This window comes from Lonsdalea quercina subsp. quercina, assembly GCF_000688655.1.
Taxonomy (GTDB): Bacteria; Pseudomonadota; Gammaproteobacteria; order Enterobacterales; family Enterobacteriaceae; genus Lonsdalea; species Lonsdalea quercina.
In genome coordinates this window covers 51,597-70,110 of sequence record NZ_JIBO01000016.1, presented here as the reverse complement: position 1 = coordinate 70,110, position 18,514 = coordinate 51,597, and the positions used below count along the sequence as shown (strand labels likewise).

General features: G+C 55.6%; 22 protein-coding genes. 14 read left to right on the top strand and 8 right to left on the bottom strand.

Translation table 11 applies throughout. The features are described from left to right. Window positions 1–238: 238 nt before the first annotated feature. A complete protein-coding gene (gene zapE / locus RZ35_RS14810) occupies window positions 239–1,354 on the bottom strand; it encodes a cell division protein ZapE (protein WP_026744024.1) in 1,116 nt (371 codons plus the stop codon). 222 nt (window positions 1,355–1,576) lie between these two features. On the opposite strand from zapE, the gene zapG reads away from it, so the two are divergent. The 3 genes from zapG to degS all read left to right on the top strand — a co-directional run bounded on the left by zapG (window position 1,577) and on the right by degS (window position 4,680). Continuing rightward, entirely contained in the window at window positions 1,577–1,981 is a 405-nt protein-coding gene (gene zapG, locus RZ35_RS14805) for a Z-ring associated protein ZapG (protein ID WP_026744023.1), read from the top strand. A 194-nt stretch (window positions 1,982–2,175) separates the two neighbouring features. After that, on the top strand, window positions 2,176–3,543 hold the full coding sequence (gene degQ / locus RZ35_RS14800; RefSeq protein ID WP_026744022.1) for a serine endoprotease DegQ: 1,368 nt from the start codon (window positions 2,176–2,178) through the stop codon (window positions 3,541–3,543). Between the two features lie 87 nt (window positions 3,544–3,630). Beyond that, on the top strand, window positions 3,631–4,680 hold the full coding sequence (gene degS / locus RZ35_RS14795) for an outer membrane-stress sensor serine endopeptidase DegS (RefSeq protein WP_026744021.1): 1,050 nt from the start codon (window positions 3,631–3,633) through the stop codon (window positions 4,678–4,680). Between the two features lie 88 nt (window positions 4,681–4,768). Here the strand turns inward: degS and murA are convergent, their stop codons facing one another. The 7 genes from murA to mlaF form a co-directional block, all read right to left on the bottom strand. Further along, a complete protein-coding gene (gene murA / locus RZ35_RS14790) occupies window positions 4,769–6,031 on the bottom strand; it encodes a UDP-N-acetylglucosamine 1-carboxyvinyltransferase (protein WP_026744020.1) in 1,263 nt (420 codons plus the stop codon). A gap of 43 nt (window positions 6,032–6,074) precedes the next feature. After that, window positions 6,075–6,329 carry a BolA family iron metabolism protein IbaG gene (gene ibaG / locus RZ35_RS14785; RefSeq protein ID WP_026740703.1) on the bottom strand — a complete coding sequence of 85 codons (255 nt, stop codon included), beginning with the start codon at window positions 6,327–6,329 and terminating at the stop codon, window positions 6,075–6,077. Between the two features lie 132 nt (window positions 6,330–6,461). Further along, the gene (gene mlaB / locus RZ35_RS14780) at window positions 6,462–6,764 is read right to left on the bottom strand and encodes a lipid asymmetry maintenance protein MlaB (protein ID WP_026740702.1); all 303 of its coding nucleotides are present in this window, start codon (window positions 6,762–6,764) and stop codon (window positions 6,462–6,464) included. After that, window positions 6,757–7,392 carry a phospholipid-binding protein MlaC gene (gene mlaC / locus RZ35_RS14775; RefSeq protein ID WP_026740701.1) on the bottom strand — a complete coding sequence of 212 codons (636 nt, stop codon included), beginning with the start codon at window positions 7,390–7,392 and terminating at the stop codon, window positions 6,757–6,759. Before mlaC ends, mlaB begins: the two co-directional genes overlap by 8 nt. Before the next feature lie 12 nt (window positions 7,393–7,404). Then, on the bottom strand, window positions 7,405–7,956 hold the full coding sequence (mlaD, locus tag RZ35_RS14770; protein WP_026744019.1) for an outer membrane lipid asymmetry maintenance protein MlaD: 552 nt from the start codon (window positions 7,954–7,956) through the stop codon (window positions 7,405–7,407). A gap of 3 nt (window positions 7,957–7,959) precedes the next feature. Further along, the gene (gene mlaE / locus RZ35_RS14765) at window positions 7,960–8,742 is read right to left on the bottom strand and encodes a lipid asymmetry maintenance ABC transporter permease subunit MlaE (protein ID WP_026744018.1); all 783 of its coding nucleotides are present in this window, start codon (window positions 8,740–8,742) and stop codon (window positions 7,960–7,962) included. 7 nt (window positions 8,743–8,749) lie between these two features. Continuing rightward, a complete protein-coding gene (gene mlaF / locus RZ35_RS14760) occupies window positions 8,750–9,562 on the bottom strand; it encodes a phospholipid ABC transporter ATP-binding protein MlaF (RefSeq protein WP_026744017.1) in 813 nt (270 codons plus the stop codon). 278 nt (window positions 9,563–9,840) lie between these two features. Between mlaF and RZ35_RS14755 the strand changes: the two genes are divergently transcribed. The 11 genes from RZ35_RS14755 (at window position 9,841) to npr (ending at window position 17,961) form a co-directional block, all read left to right on the top strand. Beyond that, window positions 9,841–10,803: a calcium/sodium antiporter gene (locus RZ35_RS14755; protein ID WP_026744016.1), complete on the top strand. Its 963-nt coding sequence runs from the start codon at window positions 9,841–9,843 to the stop codon at window positions 10,801–10,803. A 32-nt stretch (window positions 10,804–10,835) separates the two neighbouring features. Continuing rightward, window positions 10,836–11,822 (top strand): arabinose-5-phosphate isomerase KdsD, encoded by a 987-nt coding sequence (gene kdsD / locus RZ35_RS14750; protein ID WP_026744015.1) that lies wholly within the window; start codon window positions 10,836–10,838, stop codon window positions 11,820–11,822. 71 nt (window positions 11,823–11,893) lie between these two features. Continuing rightward, window positions 11,894–12,460 (top strand): 3-deoxy-manno-octulosonate-8-phosphatase KdsC, encoded by a 567-nt coding sequence (gene kdsC, locus RZ35_RS14745; protein ID WP_026744014.1) that lies wholly within the window; start codon window positions 11,894–11,896, stop codon window positions 12,458–12,460. Continuing rightward, window positions 12,457–13,026: an LPS export ABC transporter periplasmic protein LptC gene (lptC, locus tag RZ35_RS14740; RefSeq protein WP_026744013.1), complete on the top strand. Its 570-nt coding sequence runs from the start codon at window positions 12,457–12,459 to the stop codon at window positions 13,024–13,026. Before kdsC ends, lptC begins: the two co-directional genes overlap by 4 nt. Next, window positions 13,004–13,582, top strand: coding sequence for a lipopolysaccharide ABC transporter substrate-binding protein LptA (gene lptA / locus RZ35_RS14735; protein WP_026744012.1), 579 nt, complete (start codon window positions 13,004–13,006; stop codon window positions 13,580–13,582). The genes lptC and lptA overlap by 23 nt, the downstream gene beginning before the upstream one ends. A gap of 3 nt (window positions 13,583–13,585) precedes the next feature. Continuing rightward, window positions 13,586–14,311, top strand: a complete 726-nt coding sequence (gene lptB, locus RZ35_RS14730) for an LPS export ABC transporter ATP-binding protein (protein WP_026744011.1) — start codon at window positions 13,586–13,588, stop codon at window positions 14,309–14,311. A gap of 45 nt (window positions 14,312–14,356) precedes the next feature. Beyond that, a complete protein-coding gene (rpoN, locus tag RZ35_RS14725) occupies window positions 14,357–15,790 on the top strand; it encodes an RNA polymerase factor sigma-54 (protein WP_026744010.1) in 1,434 nt (477 codons plus the stop codon). A gap of 24 nt (window positions 15,791–15,814) precedes the next feature. Next, window positions 15,815–16,102 carry a ribosome hibernation promoting factor gene (gene hpf, locus RZ35_RS14720; protein ID WP_026744009.1) on the top strand — a complete coding sequence of 96 codons (288 nt, stop codon included), beginning with the start codon at window positions 15,815–15,817 and terminating at the stop codon, window positions 16,100–16,102. Between the two features lie 84 nt (window positions 16,103–16,186). Beyond that, window positions 16,187–16,675, top strand: a complete 489-nt coding sequence (ptsN, locus tag RZ35_RS14715; protein WP_026744008.1) for a PTS IIA-like nitrogen regulatory protein PtsN — start codon at window positions 16,187–16,189, stop codon at window positions 16,673–16,675. Window positions 16,676–16,837: 162 nt separating this feature from the next. After that, window positions 16,838–17,692 (top strand): RNase adapter RapZ, encoded by an 855-nt coding sequence (gene rapZ, locus RZ35_RS14710; protein WP_026744007.1) that lies wholly within the window; start codon window positions 16,838–16,840, stop codon window positions 17,690–17,692. Further along, window positions 17,689–17,961, top strand: coding sequence for a PTS phosphocarrier protein NPr (npr, locus tag RZ35_RS14705; protein WP_026740687.1), 273 nt, complete (start codon window positions 17,689–17,691; stop codon window positions 17,959–17,961). Before rapZ ends, npr begins: the two co-directional genes overlap by 4 nt. Window positions 17,962–18,514 lie beyond the last annotated feature (553 nt).

Below are 18,514 nucleotides of genomic sequence, written 5' to 3'. Positions count from 1 at the left end.
AAAGCTTACCCAATTTAAGTTACACGTTGGTGAACACACAAACGCTTCAATAAATAGTGTTGAGGTTCACACGGCTATCTAGTCCAGCAAACCTACCCCTTCGAATAGCTATTGCCAGCGCGATTAAAGTTTCGGGAAAAAAACTTTGTTGTAACGTGGGGTCGCAGGATTATAGAGAAGCCGACATCAAAAATCGACCTTTTTTCTACCACATTGATAGAAAAGGCAGCAGCCCCCTTTACGACAAATGGGGCAGTTGCAGGTAGTCTTCGCTTTGCATCTCCTGCAATCGGGACAGGCAGCGGCGATATTCGAACACCAGGCGAGCGCCCTGATAGAGTTCAACCATCGGCGCCTGCGCCGACATTATCAGCTTCACCCGGCGCTCATAAAATTCATCGACCAACGCCAGAAAACGCCGCGCGACGTCCTCCTCCGCCTCTCCCATCACTGTGACGTGATGCAGCAGAACGCAGTGATAACGCTGAGATAACGCGATGTAGTCGTTCTGGCTGCGCGCATCGGCGCACAACGTGGCGAAGCTTACCGCCAACACGCCGTTACGACTGCCCAACACGGGCATCGCACGATGGTTTATCTCCAGCGTTTCACCCTCGGACGTATGCCCAGAGAGATCCGTGAACATTTTCCGCATCGCATCATCGGCATGCGTATCAAGCGGATAAAAATAAAGGTGAGCTTGCCGCAGCGTTCGCTGTCGGTAATCAATGCCCGCATCGACATTGACTACAGCGCAGTGCTGCTTAATCAGCTCAATGGCCGGTAAAAATCGCGACCGCTGAAGGCCGTTGCGATAAAGCTCGTCCGGCGGAATATTAGACGTCGCGACCAGCGTGATTCCTCGCGCGAACAACGCGCCGAGCAGCTCGGCCAGCAGCATCGCGTCGGTAATGTCGGAGACGAAAAATTCGTCGAAGCACAGCACATCGGTCTGCGCTTTGAATTCATCCGCTACCTGCTCCAGCGGGTTTTCGTGTCCCTGTAGCCGATTCAGCGCTTCGTGAACTCGCAGCATGAAGCGATGGAAATGCAGACGCAACTTGCGTTCGCCGGGCAAACTGTGGAAAAACAGGTCCATCAGCCAGGTTTTTCCCCGCCCCACTCCGCCCCACAGATAAAGCCCTTCAACCAGCGCCTGCGCTGGCTGTTTTTTCCTGCAGAGACGCTGGATCCAGCTTAACGGCTTGCTCGCCGTAGATGCCTGCTGACGCGCCGTCAATGCACGGTGGATATCGTCAAGTCGCAGCACCGTTTGGCGCTGCACCTCATCCGGCTGATAATCCTGCGTTGCTAAAGCCTGCTGGTAAAGCGTTATCGGCGTCATATTCTGCATTGCGGCCAGATCCCTATTAAGAGGAGATAAACGGTCTTTTCTCGTTGAAGAACCTCAGTTTAGCGTCTAAATCATAGCAGTTGCCGCTTCTGCGGCGGCGCATGTTCACCCACTGGTTTATTACATCCTGTTTCAGGACTCCNCTCTGGCAAGCTTAGCGGTTATAGTGACTATTATTGAGTGAAAAATACGACGGAACAACGAAGTCAAATAGGAGTCATTATGACCTGGGAGTACGCGCTGATTGGACTTGTTATCGGTGTCATCATCGGTGCGGTAGCGATGCGCTTCGGCAATCGCAAACTGCGCCAGCAGCAGGTACTGCAACACGAGCTGGAGAAGAGCAAAGCCGATCTGGAGCAATATCGTCAGGAGCTAGTGAGTCATTTCGCCCGTAGCGCCGAACTGCTGGACAACATGGCGGACGACTATCGCAAGCTGTATCAGCACATGGCTAAAAGCTCGAATGAGCTGCTTCCTGAAGAGCAGTCACGCGAAAATCCGTTCAATTATCGTCTGACGGAAGCCGAATCAGACAACGATCAGGTGCCGGTGAAAATGCCCCCGCGTGATTACTCGGAAAGCGCCTCTGGACTGCTGCGCGGCGAAACGCCGTTACGTAAATAATTCCCCTTATTCCCTACGCGCGGGGTATTCCTTGCCCCGCGCTTATTTTCCGCATCACAGGCCGCTCCTTACATTTCGCGAATAAAACCGCAATGAACTTTACACGTGAATAGTCGGTCTGACTCTTCACCACAAGATTGAGTTTATATATCATCATTTTATTTCTACGCAGGTCGAGAGAGAGTTAACAATCAATGAAAAAAACATCGATGTTATTCAGCGCACTAGCCATTAGTATCGGACTGTCCCTATCTTCGCTGCCTGTAGCCCAAGCCGCTCTGCCCGCGGTAGTCGCCGGTCAATCGCTGCCGAGCCTGGCCCCCATGCTGGAAAAAGTCCTGCCCGCCGTGGTCAGCGTCCACGTGGAAGGCACTCAGGTTCAGAATCAGCGCATCCCGGAAGAGTTTAAGTTCTTTTTTGGTCCCAACGCGCCGGCCGAAAAACAGAGCCGTCCGTTTGAAGGGCTTGGCTCGGGCGTTATCATTGATGCCGCCAAGGGTTACGTACTGACCAATAACCATGTGATCAACAATGCGGACAAAATTCGCGTACAGCTGAATGACGGCCGTGAATACGACGCCAAGCTCATCGGCCGCGACGCGCAAACGGATATCGCCCTGCTGCAGCTAAGCGACGCGAAAAACCTGACCGCCGTGAAGATGGCGGATTCCGATCAGCTCCGCGTCGGCGACTTCGCCGTCGCCGTAGGCAACCCCTTTGGTTTGGGTCAAACCGCCACCTCCGGCATCATCTCTGCACTGGGTCGTAGCGGGCTGAATCTGGAAGGGCTAGAAAACTTCATTCAGACCGATGCCTCCATCAACCGCGGTAATTCCGGCGGCGCGCTGGTCAACCTGAACGGCGAGCTGATTGGGATTAATACTGCAATTCTGGCGCCCGGCGGCGGCAATATCGGCATCGGCTTCNCCATCCCCAGCAACATGGCGCAGAACCTGACTCAGCAGTTGCTGGAGTTCGGGGAAGTCAAACGCGGCCTGCTTGGCATCAAAGGCAGCGAGATGACCTCTGAAATGGCTAAGGCCTTCAAGGTGGATGCGCAGCGCGGCGCATTTGTCAGCGAGGTATTGCCGAAATCCGCGGCGGCCAAAGCCGGTATCAAAGCCGGCGACGTTCTGGTCTCTCTGGACGGTAAGACGATCAACAGCTTCGCCGAGCTGCGAGCCAAAGTAGGTACTACGGCTCCAGGTAAAACCGTGAAAATCGGACTTATTCGCGACGGCAAACAGCAAGAAGTGTCCGTTGTTCTGGACAATAGCGCCAACGCGTCCACTAACGCGGAAACGCTGTCTCCTGGCCTGCAGGGCGCCACGCTAACCGACGGTCAATTGAAGAACGGCAGCAAAGGCGTAGCCATCGACAACATCGCCAAAGACAGCGCCGCCAGTAAAATTGGGCTGCAGAAAGGGGACGTCATCATCGGCGTCAACCGTGAACGCGTGGAAAACATCGCTCAATTGCGCAAGATACTGGAAGCCAAGCCGACCGTACTGGCTCTAAATATCATCCGCGGAGACGAATCGATTTATCTGCTGTTACGCTAATCCCACTAAAAACTGGACGCCGCGCCGTGCGGCGTCCTACCATCTTTGTTATTCTGCGATTTATTCTTCTTCAAGTCCCAAACGCTCATGTTAACCAAACTGATACGTTCAGCATTGATTGGTATCGTCGTAGCCGCGATCTTGCTGTTGGCCCTCCCCGCACTGCGCTCCAGCAATCTGCTGAAAGAGGAGGCGTCGACGCTGGATGAGGCCCCCGTCAGCTATTACCAGGGGGTGCGCCGCGCCGCGCCAGCGGTCGTCAACGTCTATAATCGGGCCGGCGGCAAAGACGAACTCAACGTTCGCACGCTGGGTTCGGGCGTTATCATGAACAACAAAGGCTATATTCTTACCAACAAACACGTCATCACAGACGCCGAACAAATCGTCGTCACGTTGCAGGACGGCCGCCTATACGAGGCGTTGCTGGTCGGATCGGATACGCTGACCGATCTGGCGGTACTAAAAATCGAAGCGACCAGCTTGCCCGCTATCTCTATCAACGATCATCGCACCGCACACGTCGGCGACGTCGTGATGGCCATTGGCAACCCCTACAATCTGGGGCAAACCATCACACAGGGCATCATCAGCGCCACCGGGCGAGTCGGACTCAGCTCATCAGGCCGCCAGAACTTTCTTCAGACCGACGCTTCCATCAACCGGGGCAACTCCGGCGGCGCACTGGTCAATACGCTGGGAGAGTTGGTCGGCATTAATACCCTGTCTTTCGATAAGAGCAACGATGGCGGAACGCCGGAAGGAATTGGCTTTGCGATCCCTGTCGCGCTGGCGACGAAAGTGATGGGTAAGCTCATTCGCGACGGTCGGGTCATCCGTGGTTACATCGGTATCAACGGCGCCCAGATTGAACGAGTGGGCAACAAGAATGCCGGACTGGAGCGCCTGCAGGGCATCATCGTCAGCAAGGTCGAACCGGACGGTCCGGCGGACAAAGCGGGCATCAAGCAAGACGATCTGCTGTTGAAGGTGAACAACAAACCGGCGCGGTCCGTGATTGAAACCATGGACCAGGTGGCGGAGCTGCGCCCCGGCACGGTGATCCCGGTCGTGATTTTCCGCGACAATAAAGAGATGACGCTCGACGTGACCATTCAGGAATTCCCGGCGAACTAGCGCGTAACGTCACGCGTTGCCGGTCACAGAACGAGAAACGGGACGACAGCCTCACGACTATCGTCCCGTTTTTTATGGCCGAAGAAACTTACTCCGCGCCCGCGATGCGTTCGATGTTCGCGCCAAGACCACGCAGCTTATCTTCAATGCGCTCATAACCGCGATCGATGTGATAGATGCGATCGACCAGCGTCGCGCCTTCCGCGATACAACCCGCCAGCACCAGACTCGCCGATGCCCGTAGGTCGGTCGCCATCACCTGTGCGCCCGAGAGTTTTTCTACGCCGTGGCAGATAACGGTGTTGCTCTCAATCTCCGCCTGCGCGCCCATACGGATCAGCTCAGGGATATGCATGAAGCGGTTTTCGAAGATGGTTTCCGTGATCACGCCGGTGCCTTCCGCCACCAGGTTCAGCAGGCTAAACTGCGCCTGCATATCGGTTGGGAACCCTGGGTGCGGCGCGGTGCGGATCGTCACGGCTTTAGGACGCTGACCATGCATGTCCAGACTAATCCAGTCTTCGCCGATTTCGATATCCGCTCCGGCTTCGCGCAGCTTAGCCAGCACCGCATCCAGCGTATCCGGGCGCGTGCTGTGGCAGACGACTTTACCGCGAGAGATCGCGCCGGCGATCAGGAAGGTGCCGGTTTCAATGCGGTCAGGCAGCACGCGATAAACGCCGCCGCCCAGACGCGCTACCCCATCGATGACAATACGGTCGCTGCCCGCGCCGCTGATTTTGGCGCCCAGCGTATTCAAAAAGTTGGCCGTATCGACAATTTCCGGCTCACGGGCCGCATTTTCGATAATCGTCTGACCTTCCGCCAGCGTAGCCGCGCTCATGATCGTCACCGTGGCGCCCACGCTGACCTTGTCCATGACGATATGCGCACCCTGCAAACGTCCGTCAACATGGGCCTTGACGTAACCTTCCTCCAGGGAAATCTTCGCGCCCAGTTGCTCCAGACCGTTGATATGCAGGTCGACCGGACGCGCGCCGATAGCGCATCCGCCCGGCAGCGAAACCTGTCCCTGACCGAAGCGTGCCACCAACGGCCCCAAGGCCCAGATAGAGGCGCGCATGGTTTTCACCAGCTCGTAAGGCGCGCAAAAAACGTTGACGCCGCTGGCATCGACATGGACGGAACCGTTGCGTTCCACACGAGCACCGAGTTGTCCGAGCAGCTTCATCGTGGTGTCGATATCCCGCAGTTTCGGGACATTCTGTATTTCTACCGGTTCTTCAGCCAACAGAGCGGCAAACAGGATCGGCAAAGCCGCATTTTTAGCCCCGGAGATAGTGACTTCACCAGAGAGCCGGGTCGGCCCCTGCACACGAAATTTATCCATAGTGACGATTTCTCAATAATTCAGTTCAATAGCGCCGCGCTATTTAGAAGCCGCTGAGCTTGCGATCGCGCTGCCACTCTTCGGGGGTATAAGCCTTGATTGACAGGGCGTGAATACGGTTGTCCGCGATATATTCCATCAGCGGCGCATAGACCGTCTGCTGCTGTTTAACGCGGCTCATGCCGGCGAATAAATCACCGACCACAATCACCTGAAAATGGCTTCCATCGCCGGATGCATGAACTTCCTGAAGTGCCAATGCGCTCATCAGCACAGATTCGATTTCTTTATTTTCCATCGCTCTCAATTCTACGTCTGGGGGGGATGATAAACAGCGGGTATCTTAGAGGAATCCGCCGCTATCTTAAACAAAAGAAATCCCCCGTTGCGCAAAAGGCAACAGGGGACGGAGGGCCGTAAACACCGTGCATTAGCAGGTTAATTGCACCGGAATGACGTCGTTCAGGTTATACAAGTCGATCAGCGTTTTCAGCCGGTCGCTCACCCCGATAATCCGCAGCTCGCGGCCCTTCTGCGTCTGCTGGTGATAAAAATGCACCAATAGCGCCAGACCCGCGGAGTCCACCCGCTGTAGCTGGCTGACGTCCAGTCCGACCACGTTCTCCAGTAATGCCTCGCGCTGTTGCCAAAGCGGCAGCAACGTTTCACGATCCAAATCGCCTTTCAGCGTCAGCGTGCCTTCCTGCGATTGCCAGCTCAGCGGATCAGCCATTTTTCTGGTCCAGCGTGATCGGCTGCTGCGCAGAAATTTGCAGCTGGCGGGTCAGGCCGTCGACACCCTGCTGGCGCAGTATCGACGCCCATTCGTTTTGTTTGGTCGTAATCATGCTCACGCCTTCGGCGATCATGTCATAGGCCTGCCAGTGGCCGGTCTGACTGTTCTTGCGCCACTGGAAGTCCAGCCGCACCGGCGGGCGCCCGCCGTTATCAACAATCGTCACGCGGATAGACACGATGTTGGCATCCCCCAGCGGCTGTTGTGGCGCAATCTGGTAAGTCTGGCCGTGATACAACGCCAGCGCCTGGCCGTAGGCTTGTTCCAGATAAGCGGAAAACGCCTTGAAATAGGCTTCGCGTTGCGCGGGCGTCGCGCCCTTGTAATATTGTCCCAGCACCAGCGCGCCGGCATATTTCACCTGCACATAGGGCAGCAGCTCTTCACGTACGATATTGCGCAGGTAGTTGGGATTCTGACGGATACCCGGTTGTTCATTCTTCAGGCGGTCAAAGGTTTTCTGTGCGGCGTCGGCCATCAGGCTGTAAGGATTCGTCTGGTCGGCGGCAAGCGCCGCGGGGGCCATCACCAGTAGCGCCGCCGCCATGAGTAAACGTTTCAACATGCAGGTATCCTCTTAAGAATGTGGAGTCACGGGGTTGTTCTGGGATTCCGGAGCGCTGGCTGGCGCACTGCCGTTCGGCTCAGTATGCTCGTTGCCGCCGCCGCTCTTATACAGGAACTGCCCGATGAGATCTTCCAGCACCATCGCCGATTTGGTGTCCTGGATGGTACCGCCGTCCTTGAGGATCGACGTCCCCATCTCCGGGTCTTCGAAGCCCATATTCAGCGCCAGATACTGTTCTCCCAGCAGGCCCGACGTACGAATCGCCAATGAACTGGTATCAGGAATATGGTCGTAGCGCTTGTCGATCGCCATCGTAACGCGCGGCAGGTAGGTGTTAGGATCCAACTCGATACTGTCCACCCGACCGATGACGACGCCGCCGACTTTCACCGGCGAACGCGTTTTCAGTCCGCCGATGTTATCGAATGTCGCCGATAAACGGTACGTCTGCTGGTGTCCCAGCGTGTTCAGATCGGCGACCTTCAGACAGATAAAAATGATGGCGCCCAGCGCAATAAGCATAAACACGCCGACCCAGATTTCATGTTTCTTCGTTTGCATCACTTAGTTCCCAAACATCAGTGCTGTCAGCAAAAAATCCAATCCCAGAACCGCCAGCGATGAATGCACGACGGTTCGCGTCGTTGCACGGCTGATGCCCTCCGACGTCGGGATGGCGTCATATCCGTTAAACAGGGCGATCCAGGTCACGGTGATCGCAAAGGCGAGACTTTTCAGCATGCAGTTTACGATATCCAGTCGCCATTCGACCGCCCCTTGCATCGCCGACCAGAAAAAACCGCTGTCGATGCCTTTCCAATCCACGCCGACCAGCGCGCCGCCCCAGATCCCCACGGCGACGAAAATCACCGTCAGTAATGGCATCGTAATCACACCAGCCCAGAATCGCGGCGCGACGACGCGGCGCAATGGATCTACCGCCATCATTTCCATGCTGGACAGCTGCTCCGTAGCCTTCATCAATCCGATTTCCGCCGTCAGGGCAGACCCGGCGCGACCGGCGAACAGCAGCGCGGTCACCACCGGTCCCAGCTCGCGCAGCAGCGACAGCGACACCATCATGCCGAGACTGGCCTCCGCGCTATAGGTCGTTAGGACCAGATAGCCCTGCAGCCCCAGCACCATACCGATAAAGAGGCCGGACACCATGATGATCAACAGCGATTGCACCCCCACGCTGTAGAGCTGACGGCGCAGCAACGGCCACTGCCTGGCCGGTTCCGGTTTCCCCACCAACGCATTGAACAGCATGAGTCCCGCACGTCCGAACGACATACAAACGCTGATGCCGACGCGTCCAAAAGACGCTAATGCCTGAAATAGCATGAATACATTAACTCCCAGCTTTCAACAGTTCGCGTGTGTAATCTCCCGCAGGATAGCGGAAAGGCACCGGCCCATCGGCGATACCGTCGAGGAACTGACGCACGCGCGGGTCGGCGTTGTGTTGCAAATCGTCCGGCGAGCCCTCAGCGACGACGCGCTGGTCAGCGATGATATAAGCATAATCCGCAATGCTCAGCACTTCGGGGACGTCGTGGGAAACCACAATACAGGTGACACCGAGCGCATGATTGAGTTCATCGATCAGTTTGACCAGCACGCCCATCGTGATGGGATCCTGCCCGACGAACGGCTCGTCGAACATGATGAGCTGCGGATCGAGCGCGATAGCCCGCGCCAGCGCCGCCCGCCGCGCCATGCCGCCGGATAATTCGGACGGCATCATAGAGGCGGCTCCGCGCAGCCCTACCGCTTCGAGCTTCATCATCACGATAGTATGCAGTAATTCCGGCGGAAGCTGGCTGTGTTCCCGCAGCGGCCAGGCGACGTTGTCAAACACATTGAGATCGGTAAACAGCGCGCCGGATTGAAACAGCATGCTCATTTTTTTACGGGCTTCGTACAGCCCGGAACGAGAAAGCGCAGGAATATTTTCGCCGTCGAACCAGACTTCGCCCTGATCCGGCGGCAGCTGGCCGCCAATCAGGCGCAGCAGCGTGGTTTTGCCGATGCCGGACGGCCCCATGATGGCCGTCACTTTGCGTTGAGGGACGTTCAGGGAAATATCGCTAAAAATCTGCCGATTCCCCCGGCGAAAACTGAGCCCTCGAACTTCAACCAGGTTAGAGACTTCGGGATTCATCATGTGTTTCCTTTCCGACTGCGCGTTCGGCGCAGTCATCAGCATTTAGACCGTACGTTGCACCGCCCTTCAACGCCGGATGACGCATCGGGCATTCACTGTGACAAACGGCCATCACTTATTCGTGACCAAAGTTGCCATTGGTTTTACTTTTTCACACTACACAGTCAAAATTAGCGCCAAAGATGAAAAATGATTTTTTTTATTCACTCTTCGTCCCAAAAATACTGGTTTGTGCGCCAATAAACCGGTGATTATACCTGAATAAAGGACGCTGCATGCTTTTTGCGACAGTNCTCTTGATTGTTGGTTTGATTCTGCTGGTTTATGGTGCCGACCGTCTGGTTTACGGCGCCGCCGTATTGGCCCGCGCCTTCGGTATTCCGCCGATAGTGATCGGCATTACCATTGTGGGACTGGGTACCTCGTTGCCGGAACTGATGGTCTCGGTCAACGCGGCGATGAATCACCAGATCGATATGGCGGTGGGCAACGTGCTCGGCTCCAATATCGCCAACATCCTGCTAATCCTCGGCAGCGCCACGTTGATTCGTCCGCTGACCTTCCATTCGGTGCTGGTGCGCCGGGAACTGCCGCTGATGTTAATCGTCACCGCGTTGTGCGGAGTGTTGCTGTACGACCATGCCCTCAGCCGACTGGATGGCGTAATACTGTTGCTGGCCGCCACGATCTCCATCACGCTGATACTGCGCATGGCCCGCACGGCCCAACGAGCGGGGGTTGATAGCCTAACGCGCGAGCAGATGGATGAGCTGCCTCGAGACAATAACGCTGCCGTCGCCTTGCTGTGGCTGGTACTGGGCGTCATTATTTTGCCGATGGCGACCCGCATCGTCGTGGACAATGCCACCGTGATCGCCCGCAGCTTCAATATCAGCGAATTGACCATCGGTCTGACGGTGCTGGCTATCGGCACCAGCCTGCCTGAACTCGCCACCGNAATCGTCGGCACGCTGAAGAAAGAGGACGACATTGCGCTCGGCAACCTGATCGGTTCCAACATTTTTAACATCGGCATTGTATTGGGCGTACCGGCGCTGCTTTCTCCCGGCGCGTTGAACCCACTGGCATTCAGCCGCGACTATTGGGTGATGCTAGGGGCCAGCGTACTGCTGGCGGCACTATGCCTACGCCAGAAACGGTGCATCGGTCAGGGCGCGGGCGCGCTATTGCTGTGCGCGTTTATCGCTTACCTCACCGTGCTGTTCTTTTTTTCATAGCCGGGCCTTAACGGCCACGCAGGACGTTTTACATGTCACACTTTGAGCTACCCTCCGATTTCGATTTCCAGAGCGCAGGGAAACAGGTTTTATCCATTGAGCGCGAAACGTTGGCGCAATTGGATCAATATATTGATGATAATTTTACCCGCGTCTGCGAGATGATTTTCCGCTGCACGGGCAAAGTCGTCGTGATGGGAATGGGAAAATCCGGTCATATCGGCTGNAAGATCGCCGCCACTTTCGCCAGTACCGGAACCCCGTCTTTCTTCGTGCATCCCGGCGAGGCCAGCCACGGCGATCTGGGAATGATTAGCGCTCAGGATATTGTTATCGCCATCTCCAACTCCGGCGAATCCCATGAGATCCTGGCCCTGATCCCCGTACTCAAACGTCTGCACGTCCCGTTGATCTGCATGACCGGCAATCCCGAAAGCACCATGGGAAAAGCCGCCGACCACCATCTCTGCATTCATGTCTCGCAGGAAGCCTGCCCGCTGGGCTTGGCCCCTACCTCCAGCACAACTGCTACGCTGGTAATGGGCGACGCGATTGCCGTGGCGCTGCTACAGGCCCGAGGATTTACCGCGGAGGACTTCGCGCTGTCCCATCCGGGCGGAGCACTTGGCCGCAAACTGTTACTGCGGGTGAACGATATCATGCACAGCGGCGACGAAATCCCCAGCGTTCCTCGCGATGCCTCCCTGCGCGACGCGTTGTTGGAGATCACCCGTAAGAATCTGGGAATGACCGCCATCTGCGCTCCTGACGGCACTATCGAGGGAATATTCACCGATGGCGACCTGCGCCGTATATTCGATCTGAATATCGATCTGAACAGCGCGCGCATCGTCGACGTCATGACCGCCGGCGGTATCCGCGTCACGTCGCAAATGCTGGCCGTGGATGCGTTGAACCTGATGCAATCGCGTCATGTGACGGCACTGATGGTCGCGCAAGACGATCGCCTGGTCGGCGTCGTGCATATGCACGACATGCTGCGTGCAGGTGTGGTTTAATCCAGCCACGCCGTCACCCCTGAATTGACCCAACGACTTCAACCCGGCTGTAAACCAAGGACAAGCGTGAAATGAGTGAAACCCCGCCGAATACCGAGACCTGCTACGGCCCTGTCGCCGGCGTAGCGATGGACAAGGCCCGAGAAATCCGACTGCTCATCTGCGACGTGGACGGTGTTCTGTCCGACGGCCTAATCTACATGGGCAATCAGGGCGAAGAGCTGAAAACGTTCAACGTTCGGGACGGCTACGGTATCCGCTGCCTGCTGACGTCTGACATTGACGTCGCCATTATCACCGGTCGTTCAGCCAAGCTCTTGGAAGACCGCTGCAAGACCCTGGGGATTTCTCACCTATATCAGGGACAGTCTGATAAGCTTTTGGCCTTCCGCGAGCTGTTGGATAAACTGGCGCTTGAGGCCCATCAGGTCGCCTATATCGGCGACGATTTGATCGACTGGCCGGTGATGGCGGAAGTCGGACTGAGCGTCGCGGTGGCGGATGCCCATCCGCTGCTGTTGCCCCGCTCGGATTATGTGACGCGCACCGCAGGCGGGCGCGGCGCCGTACGCGAGATTTGCGACCTGATTTTACAGGCGCAGGACAAGCTGGAGTTCGCTAAAGGGTTGTCGATATGAATAAAACAAAGCGCTGGCTGACCGCCCTGCTGGCCCTGATCGCACTGGTGTTGATCGGCCTGAATCTGACCGGTACCAACGATGACGCAACGCCTGCCGTGTCGGAGAGCAACGCGCCGACCTATACCACTCAGCAAAACCTCACCGTGGTGTATGACCCAACGGGAAAACTGGCCTACAAGCTGGTGACTGAAAAAGCCGAATATTACGAAAATGACCAGTTGACCTGGTTCACCCAGCCGGTGGCCACGATGTACAACGAATTAGGCGTCGCCACCTGGTCAGTCCGCTCGGATCGGGCCAAACTGACTAAGGACCGCATGCTGTATCTGTACGGCCATGTCGAGATGAACAGTCTGACGACAGATTCGCAGCTGGAACGGGTCAAAACAGAGAATGCCCAGGTAAACCTGGTCACCCAGGATGTCTCATCCGATGATGAGGTCACGCTTTACGGTGCCAGCTTTACCTCCAATGGTTTGAAAATGCGCGGAAATCTGCGCAACAAGACAGCAGAGTTGATCGAAAAGGTAAAAACCTCCTATGAAATTCCAAAAAATCAATAAAGCACTGCGCTACACGCTGATCGCCAGCTCGCTGTTTTCCGCCAGCATGCCGGTATTGGCGCTGACCGGCGATACCGATCAGCCGATTCATATCGACTCCGACCAGCAGTCGTTAGACATGCAGGGCAACGTCGTCACATTTACCGGCAATGTCATCGTCACGCAAGGATCGATCAAGGTTCAGGCGGACAAAGTCGTCGTCACCCGTCCACAGGGCCAGCAAGGCCGCGAAGTCATCGAAGGGTTTGGGAATCCGGCGACGTTCTACCAGATGCAGGACAACGGAAAGCCGGTCAAAGGCCACTCACAGAAAATGCGATATGAGCTGGATAAAGACAACGTCATCCTGACCGGCGACGCCTATCTGGAACAGCTGGACAGCAATGTCAAAGGCGACCGCATCACCTATCTGGTCAAGCAGCAGCAGATGGAAGCATTCAGCGATAAAGGCAAGCGCGTGACCACGGTGCTGGTGCCTTCTCAGCTGCAGGACAAAAATGGCCAGCGCACCGCCCCGGCCAAGGCCCCCAAACCGCAACAGCGAGCGACGCAATAACTCATGGCTACATTAATCGCAGAAAATCTGGCTAAGGCGTACAAAGGCCGCAAGGTTGTGGAAAACGTCAGCCTGAAAGTCAATTCCGGCGAAATCGTCGGCCTGCTGGGTCCGAACGGCGCAGGCAAAACGACCACGTTTTACATGGTCGTCGGCATCGTCCAGCGCGATGAAGGCCGCATCATTATCGACGACGATGATATCAGTCTGCTGCCGCTTCACGACCGCGCGCGCCGCGGCATCGGCTACCTGCCGCAGGAGGCGTCGATTTTCCGGCGGTTGAGCGTTTACGATAACCTGATGGCCGTGCTGCAAATCCGTAAGGATCTGACGCAGGAACAGCAGGCTGACCGCGCCAATGAGCTGATGGAAGAGTTTCATATTGCTCATTTACGCGATAGTCTGGGACAATCCCTCTCCGGTGGGGAGCGTCGTCGAGTGGAAATCGCCCGAGCGCTCGCAGCCAATCCTAAGTTCATCCTGCTGGATGAGCCTTTCGCCGGGGTGGACCCAATTTCGGTGATAGATATCAAGAAAATTATTGAACACCTCCGCGACAGCGGTCTGGGTGTCCTCATCACCGACCATAACGTCCGCGAAACGCTGGACGTCTGTGAACGTGCCTATATCGTCAGCCAGGGCCATCTCATCGCCCACGGAACACCGGCGGATATATTGGCNAACGAACAGGTCAAACGTGTCTATCTGGGCGAAGGCTTCCGACTCTGACGTCATATTTTTGTTCGTATTATCCAAGGGAAGTTAGCGCTATTTATGAAGCAAGGTTTGCAACTCAGGCTTAGCCAGCAACTGGCAATGACGCCACAGTTACAGCAGGCAATCCGCCTGTTGCAGCTGTCCACGCTTGAACTCCAGCAAGAAATTCAACAGGCGCTGGAAAGCAACCCCTTGCTGGAACAAACCGATCCCCACGAGGAGGTCGAGACGCAAGAAAGCAGCAGCAGCGAAGCGCTGGATACCCGGGAGGCGCTGGAGCAGAAAGAGATGCCCGACGAGCTGCCGCTGGACGCCGCCTGGGATGAAATCTATACGGCGGGCACGCCCTCCGGCACCAGCACCGACTACCGCGATGATGAGCTGCCGGTCTACCAGGGCGAAACCACACAATCCCTGCAAGACTATCTGATGTGGCAGGNGGAGCTGACGCCGTTCTCCGACACCGATGCCGCCATCGCCACCTCCATCGTCGACGCCGTCGATCCCACGGGNTACCTCACCGTTTCTCTGGAAGAAATCCGCGACAGCGTCGGTAATGAAGAGCTGACGATGGAAGAAGTGGAGGCCGTCCTGAAACGGGTACAGCGCTTCGATCCGGTGGGCGTCGCGTCGCGCGATCTACGCGAGTGTCTGCTAGTGCAGTTGTCCCAGTTCGACAATAAGATGCCGCGCTGGGAAGAAGCCAAGCTGATCGTCAGCGAATATCTCGACCTGTTGGCGAATCATGACTTCCGTACGCTGATTCGCGCCAGCCGTTTAAAAGAAGACGTGCTGAAAGAAGCCTTGGCCCTGATTCAATCCCTCGATCCGCGTCCGGGACAGTCCATCAACACCGGCGAGTCGGAATACGTGATCCCCGACGTTCTGGTGCGTAAAGTGCAGGACCAATGGTCCGTCGAACTCAATACCGACAGCGTACCGCGGCTGCAAATCAACCAACAATATGCCGCGCTGGGCAACAGCACGCGCAGCGACAGCGACGGTCAGTTCATTCGTAGTCACCTTCAGGAAGCCCGCTGGCTCATCAAAAGTCTGGAGAGCCGCAACGACACGCTGCTGAAAGTGACCCGCTGCATTGTCGAACAACAGCAGGCCTTCTTCGACCACGGCGAAGAGTACATGAAGCCGATGGTGCTGGCGGATATCGCCCAGGCAGTGGAAATGCACGAATCCACCATTTCTCGCGTCACGACGCAGAAGTTCCTGCACAGCCCCCGCGGCATCTTCGAACTGAAATATTTTTTCTCAAGCCACGTCAACACGGACAGCGGCGGAGAGGCCTCGTCTACCGCCATCCGGGCGTTGGTCAAAAAATTAATCGCTGCGGAGAATCCCGCCAAACCGTTGAGCGACAGCAAGCTGACCACTCTGCTTTCCGATCAGGGAATCATCGTGGCCCGGCGCACCGTCGCCAAATATCGCGAGTCTTTATCCATCCCACCGTCCAACCAGCGTAAACAACTGGTTTGACCTTGAACTGAGAAGGAAGACGCTATGCAGCTGAACATTACCGGACACCATGTTGAAATTACCGATGCCTTGCGCGAATTTCTCAATACGAAGTTTGCGAAGCTGGAACAATATTTCGATCGCATTAATCAGGTGTACGTAGTGCTGAAGGTGGAGAAAATTCAGCAGATTGCTGAAGCCACGATCCACGTCAGCGGCGGTGAGCTGCATGCCACATCGGAAGCGGAAGAGATGTATGCCGCCATCGATCTTCTCATCGACAAACTGGCGCGACAGTTAAACAAACATAAGGATAAACTGAAGCAGCACTGATTGTTCCCCCGCCTCCAGGCGCAGGGACCGAAAGGGCAGCCCTTTCGGTAGCTGGAGGCCCGAGTGTTGTCAGGTGAATACAAAATGAATAACGATTCCATTATGCAACTCAGCGCCGTACTTCGACAGGAGTGCACCCGCAACGCCGTGAGCTGCCAGAGTAAAAAGCGCGCTCTGGAAATCATCAGCGAACTCGCTGCGGCACAGCTCAATTTGCCCTCGCAGATTATTTTTGAAGCCATTCTGGCGCGTGAACGGATGGGCAGCACCGGTATTGGCAACGGTATTGCTATTCCTCACGGGAAGCTCGATAACGAGGACACATTGAGCGCCGTGGGCGTCTTCATCCATCTGGAGAAACCCGTCGCCTTTGATGCCATAGATAACCAGCCCGTGGACCTGCTGTTTGCCTTGCTGGTTCCCGCCGAACAATGTAAAACCCATTTAAATACGCTGGCGCTAGCCGCCAGACAGCTGTCGGATAAGGCGCTGTGCCGTCGGTTGCGGGGTGCGCAGAGCGACGAAGAGCTGTATCAGATCATGACCGAATCGGATAGCGACGAGCAGCCCTAAAATATCAGGGCGAAGCGCATCCAGACCAAGAAAATGAAACGACCGGACGCCGTGCGCCAACGCTCGCGTCCGGTAATCATTCCGGCCAAGGCCGGATGACTTACATAAGCTAACGGTGGCAGCGAGACCTTCACCATTCCGCTGCCTGAGGGGAGTCGTCAGATGGTGCTGATGATTGTCAGTGGTCGTTCAGGCTCGGGAAAATCCGTGGCCTTGCGCGCGCTGGAAGACATGGGTTTCTACTGCGTGGATAACCTGCCTGTGATTCTACTGCCGGATCTGGCCAATACCCTGGCCGCGCGGAACATCTCGGCGGCGGTCAGCATTGACGTACGTAATATGCCGGAAACGCCGGAAGTGCTGGAGCAGGCGCTGACCCGACTGCCAAGCAGTTTCTCGCCGCAGCTGCTGTTTCTGGACGCCGATCGCAATACGCTGATCCGCCGCTATAGCGACACTCGTCGCCTGCACCCGCTGTCCAGCCAGAACCTGTCGCTGGAAAATGCCATCGACGAAGAAAACAATCTGCTGGAGCCGCTGCGCTCCCGCGCCGATTTGATCATCGACACCTCCGAGATGTCGGTGCACGAATTGGCGGAGANGCTGCGCGCCCGCCTGTTGGGCAAGCGGGAACGCGAGCTAACGATGGTATTTGAATCATTCGGCTACAAGCACGGCATTCCTATCGACGCCGACTACGTGTTCGACGTCCGCTTCCTGCCAAATCCGCACTGGGATCCCAAACTACGCCCCATGACCGGGCTGGACAAACCCGTCGCGGCGTTTTTGGATCGCCATACCGAAGTGCACAATTTTATTTATCAAACGCGCAGCTACCTTGAGCTATGGCTNCCGATGCTGGAAACCAACAATCGCAGCTACCTGACCGTCGCCATTGGTTGCACCGGCGGTAAACACCGTTCGGTGTATATCGCCGAGCAGTTGGCCGACTACTTCCGCTCCAGAGGCAAAAACGTGCAACTACGCCACCGTACGCTGGAAAAACGTAAATCATGACCGTAAGACATACCGTTGAAGTCAAAAACCGTCTGGGTATGCACGCCCGTCCGGCGATGAAGCTATTCGAGCTCGTACAAAACTTCGATGCTGAAGTCATTCTGCGCAATGAGAGCGGCACGCAGGCGGAAGCCAGCAGCGTGATTGCCATGCTGATGCTGGATTCCGCCAAGGGCCGGCGTATTGAAATCGAAGCGACCGGTCCGGACGAAAACGAAGCGCTCGCGGCCGTCGTAAAACTATTCGACGCCGGCTTTGACGAAGAATAACCAGATTTCAGCTCATTTTTTCGTCTTCGTACCTTCCATTTCCCCTCGCCTTGTTATCGCCCAGAATTCCCTACGCCTAAACTATTTTAGGATCATACCTTTCGCAGCCGATAAATTAAAAACACGTGTTCCTATAAAGGTCCCCAATCTTTTTGTTAATTTAAAAAAAGCCCGAGTTCACAACTAAACCGGATAAATAACATGTAGTTATTTTCTTATCTTCATTTTTATAAAGAAATCTCAAATTGTCCTTAGGCCCAAAAACCAGAAATGGCCTTAAACAATAGACGATCATATGTATTCGCGAGATTAATAAGGAGTTTATCCTATTTGAATTAACAAATACTGCCATTTTCTCTTTTAACTTCATGCAGATATAAATAGCCATAAAAAAAATCAAAAAAAAGATCTGATTTGAAATGAAAGCCATTATTAATAAAAATACGAAGACACTCCCCATCCAAATTATGAATGAGTAAGCCGGAGTAATCTCATATCATTTGGCGGTGTTGAGTAACCACGGGTTAAGATTAAGTAAAAGGAATACATAGAT

Bases quoted from the DNA above. Each gene is read 5' to 3' on its own strand.
- mlaD (WP_026744019.1), bottom strand. From the start codon at position 7,956: ATGCAAACGAAGAAACATGAAATCTGGGTCGGCGTGTTTATGCTTATT.
- zapG (WP_026744023.1), top strand. From the start codon at position 1,577: ATGACCTGGGAGTACGCGCTGATTGGACTTGTTATCGGTGTCATCATC.
- mlaE (WP_026744018.1), bottom strand. From the start codon at position 8,742: ATGCTATTTCAGGCATTAGCGTCTTTTGGACGCGTCGGCATCAGCGTT.
- lptC (WP_026744013.1), top strand. From the start codon at position 12,457: ATGAATAAAACAAAGCGCTGGCTGACCGCCCTGCTGGCCCTGATCGCA.
- npr (WP_026740687.1), top strand. From the start codon at position 17,689: ATGACCGTAAGACATACCGTTGAAGTCAAAAACCGTCTGGGTATGCAC.
- mlaF (WP_026744017.1), bottom strand. From the start codon at position 9,562: ATGAATCCCGAAGTCTCTAACCTGGTTGAAGTTCGAGGGCTCAGTTTT.
- hpf (WP_026744009.1), top strand. From the start codon at position 15,815: ATGCAGCTGAACATTACCGGACACCATGTTGAAATTACCGATGCCTTG.
- degS (WP_026744021.1), top strand. From the start codon at position 3,631: ATGTTAACCAAACTGATACGTTCAGCATTGATTGGTATCGTCGTAGCC.
- murA (WP_026744020.1), bottom strand. From the start codon at position 6,031: ATGGATAAATTTCGTGTGCAGGGGCCGACCCGGCTCTCTGGTGAAGTC.
- ptsN (WP_026744008.1), top strand. From the start codon at position 16,187: ATGAATAACGATTCCATTATGCAACTCAGCGCCGTACTTCGACAGGAG.
- mlaB (WP_026740702.1), bottom strand. From the start codon at position 6,764: ATGGCTGATCCGCTGAGCTGGCAATCGCAGGAAGGCACGCTGACGCTG.
- zapE (WP_026744024.1), bottom strand. From the start codon at position 1,354: ATGCAGAATATGACGCCGATAACGCTTTACCAGCAGGCTTTAGCAACG.
- kdsC (WP_026744014.1), top strand. From the start codon at position 11,894: ATGAGTGAAACCCCGCCGAATACCGAGACCTGCTACGGCCCTGTCGCC.
- ibaG (WP_026740703.1), bottom strand. From the start codon at position 6,329: ATGGAAAATAAAGAAATCGAATCTGTGCTGATGAGCGCATTGGCACTT.
- mlaC (WP_026740701.1), bottom strand. From the start codon at position 7,392: ATGTTGAAACGTTTACTCATGGCGGCGGCGCTACTGGTGATGGCCCCC.
- lptA (WP_026744012.1), top strand. From the start codon at position 13,004: ATGAAATTCCAAAAAATCAATAAAGCACTGCGCTACACGCTGATCGCC.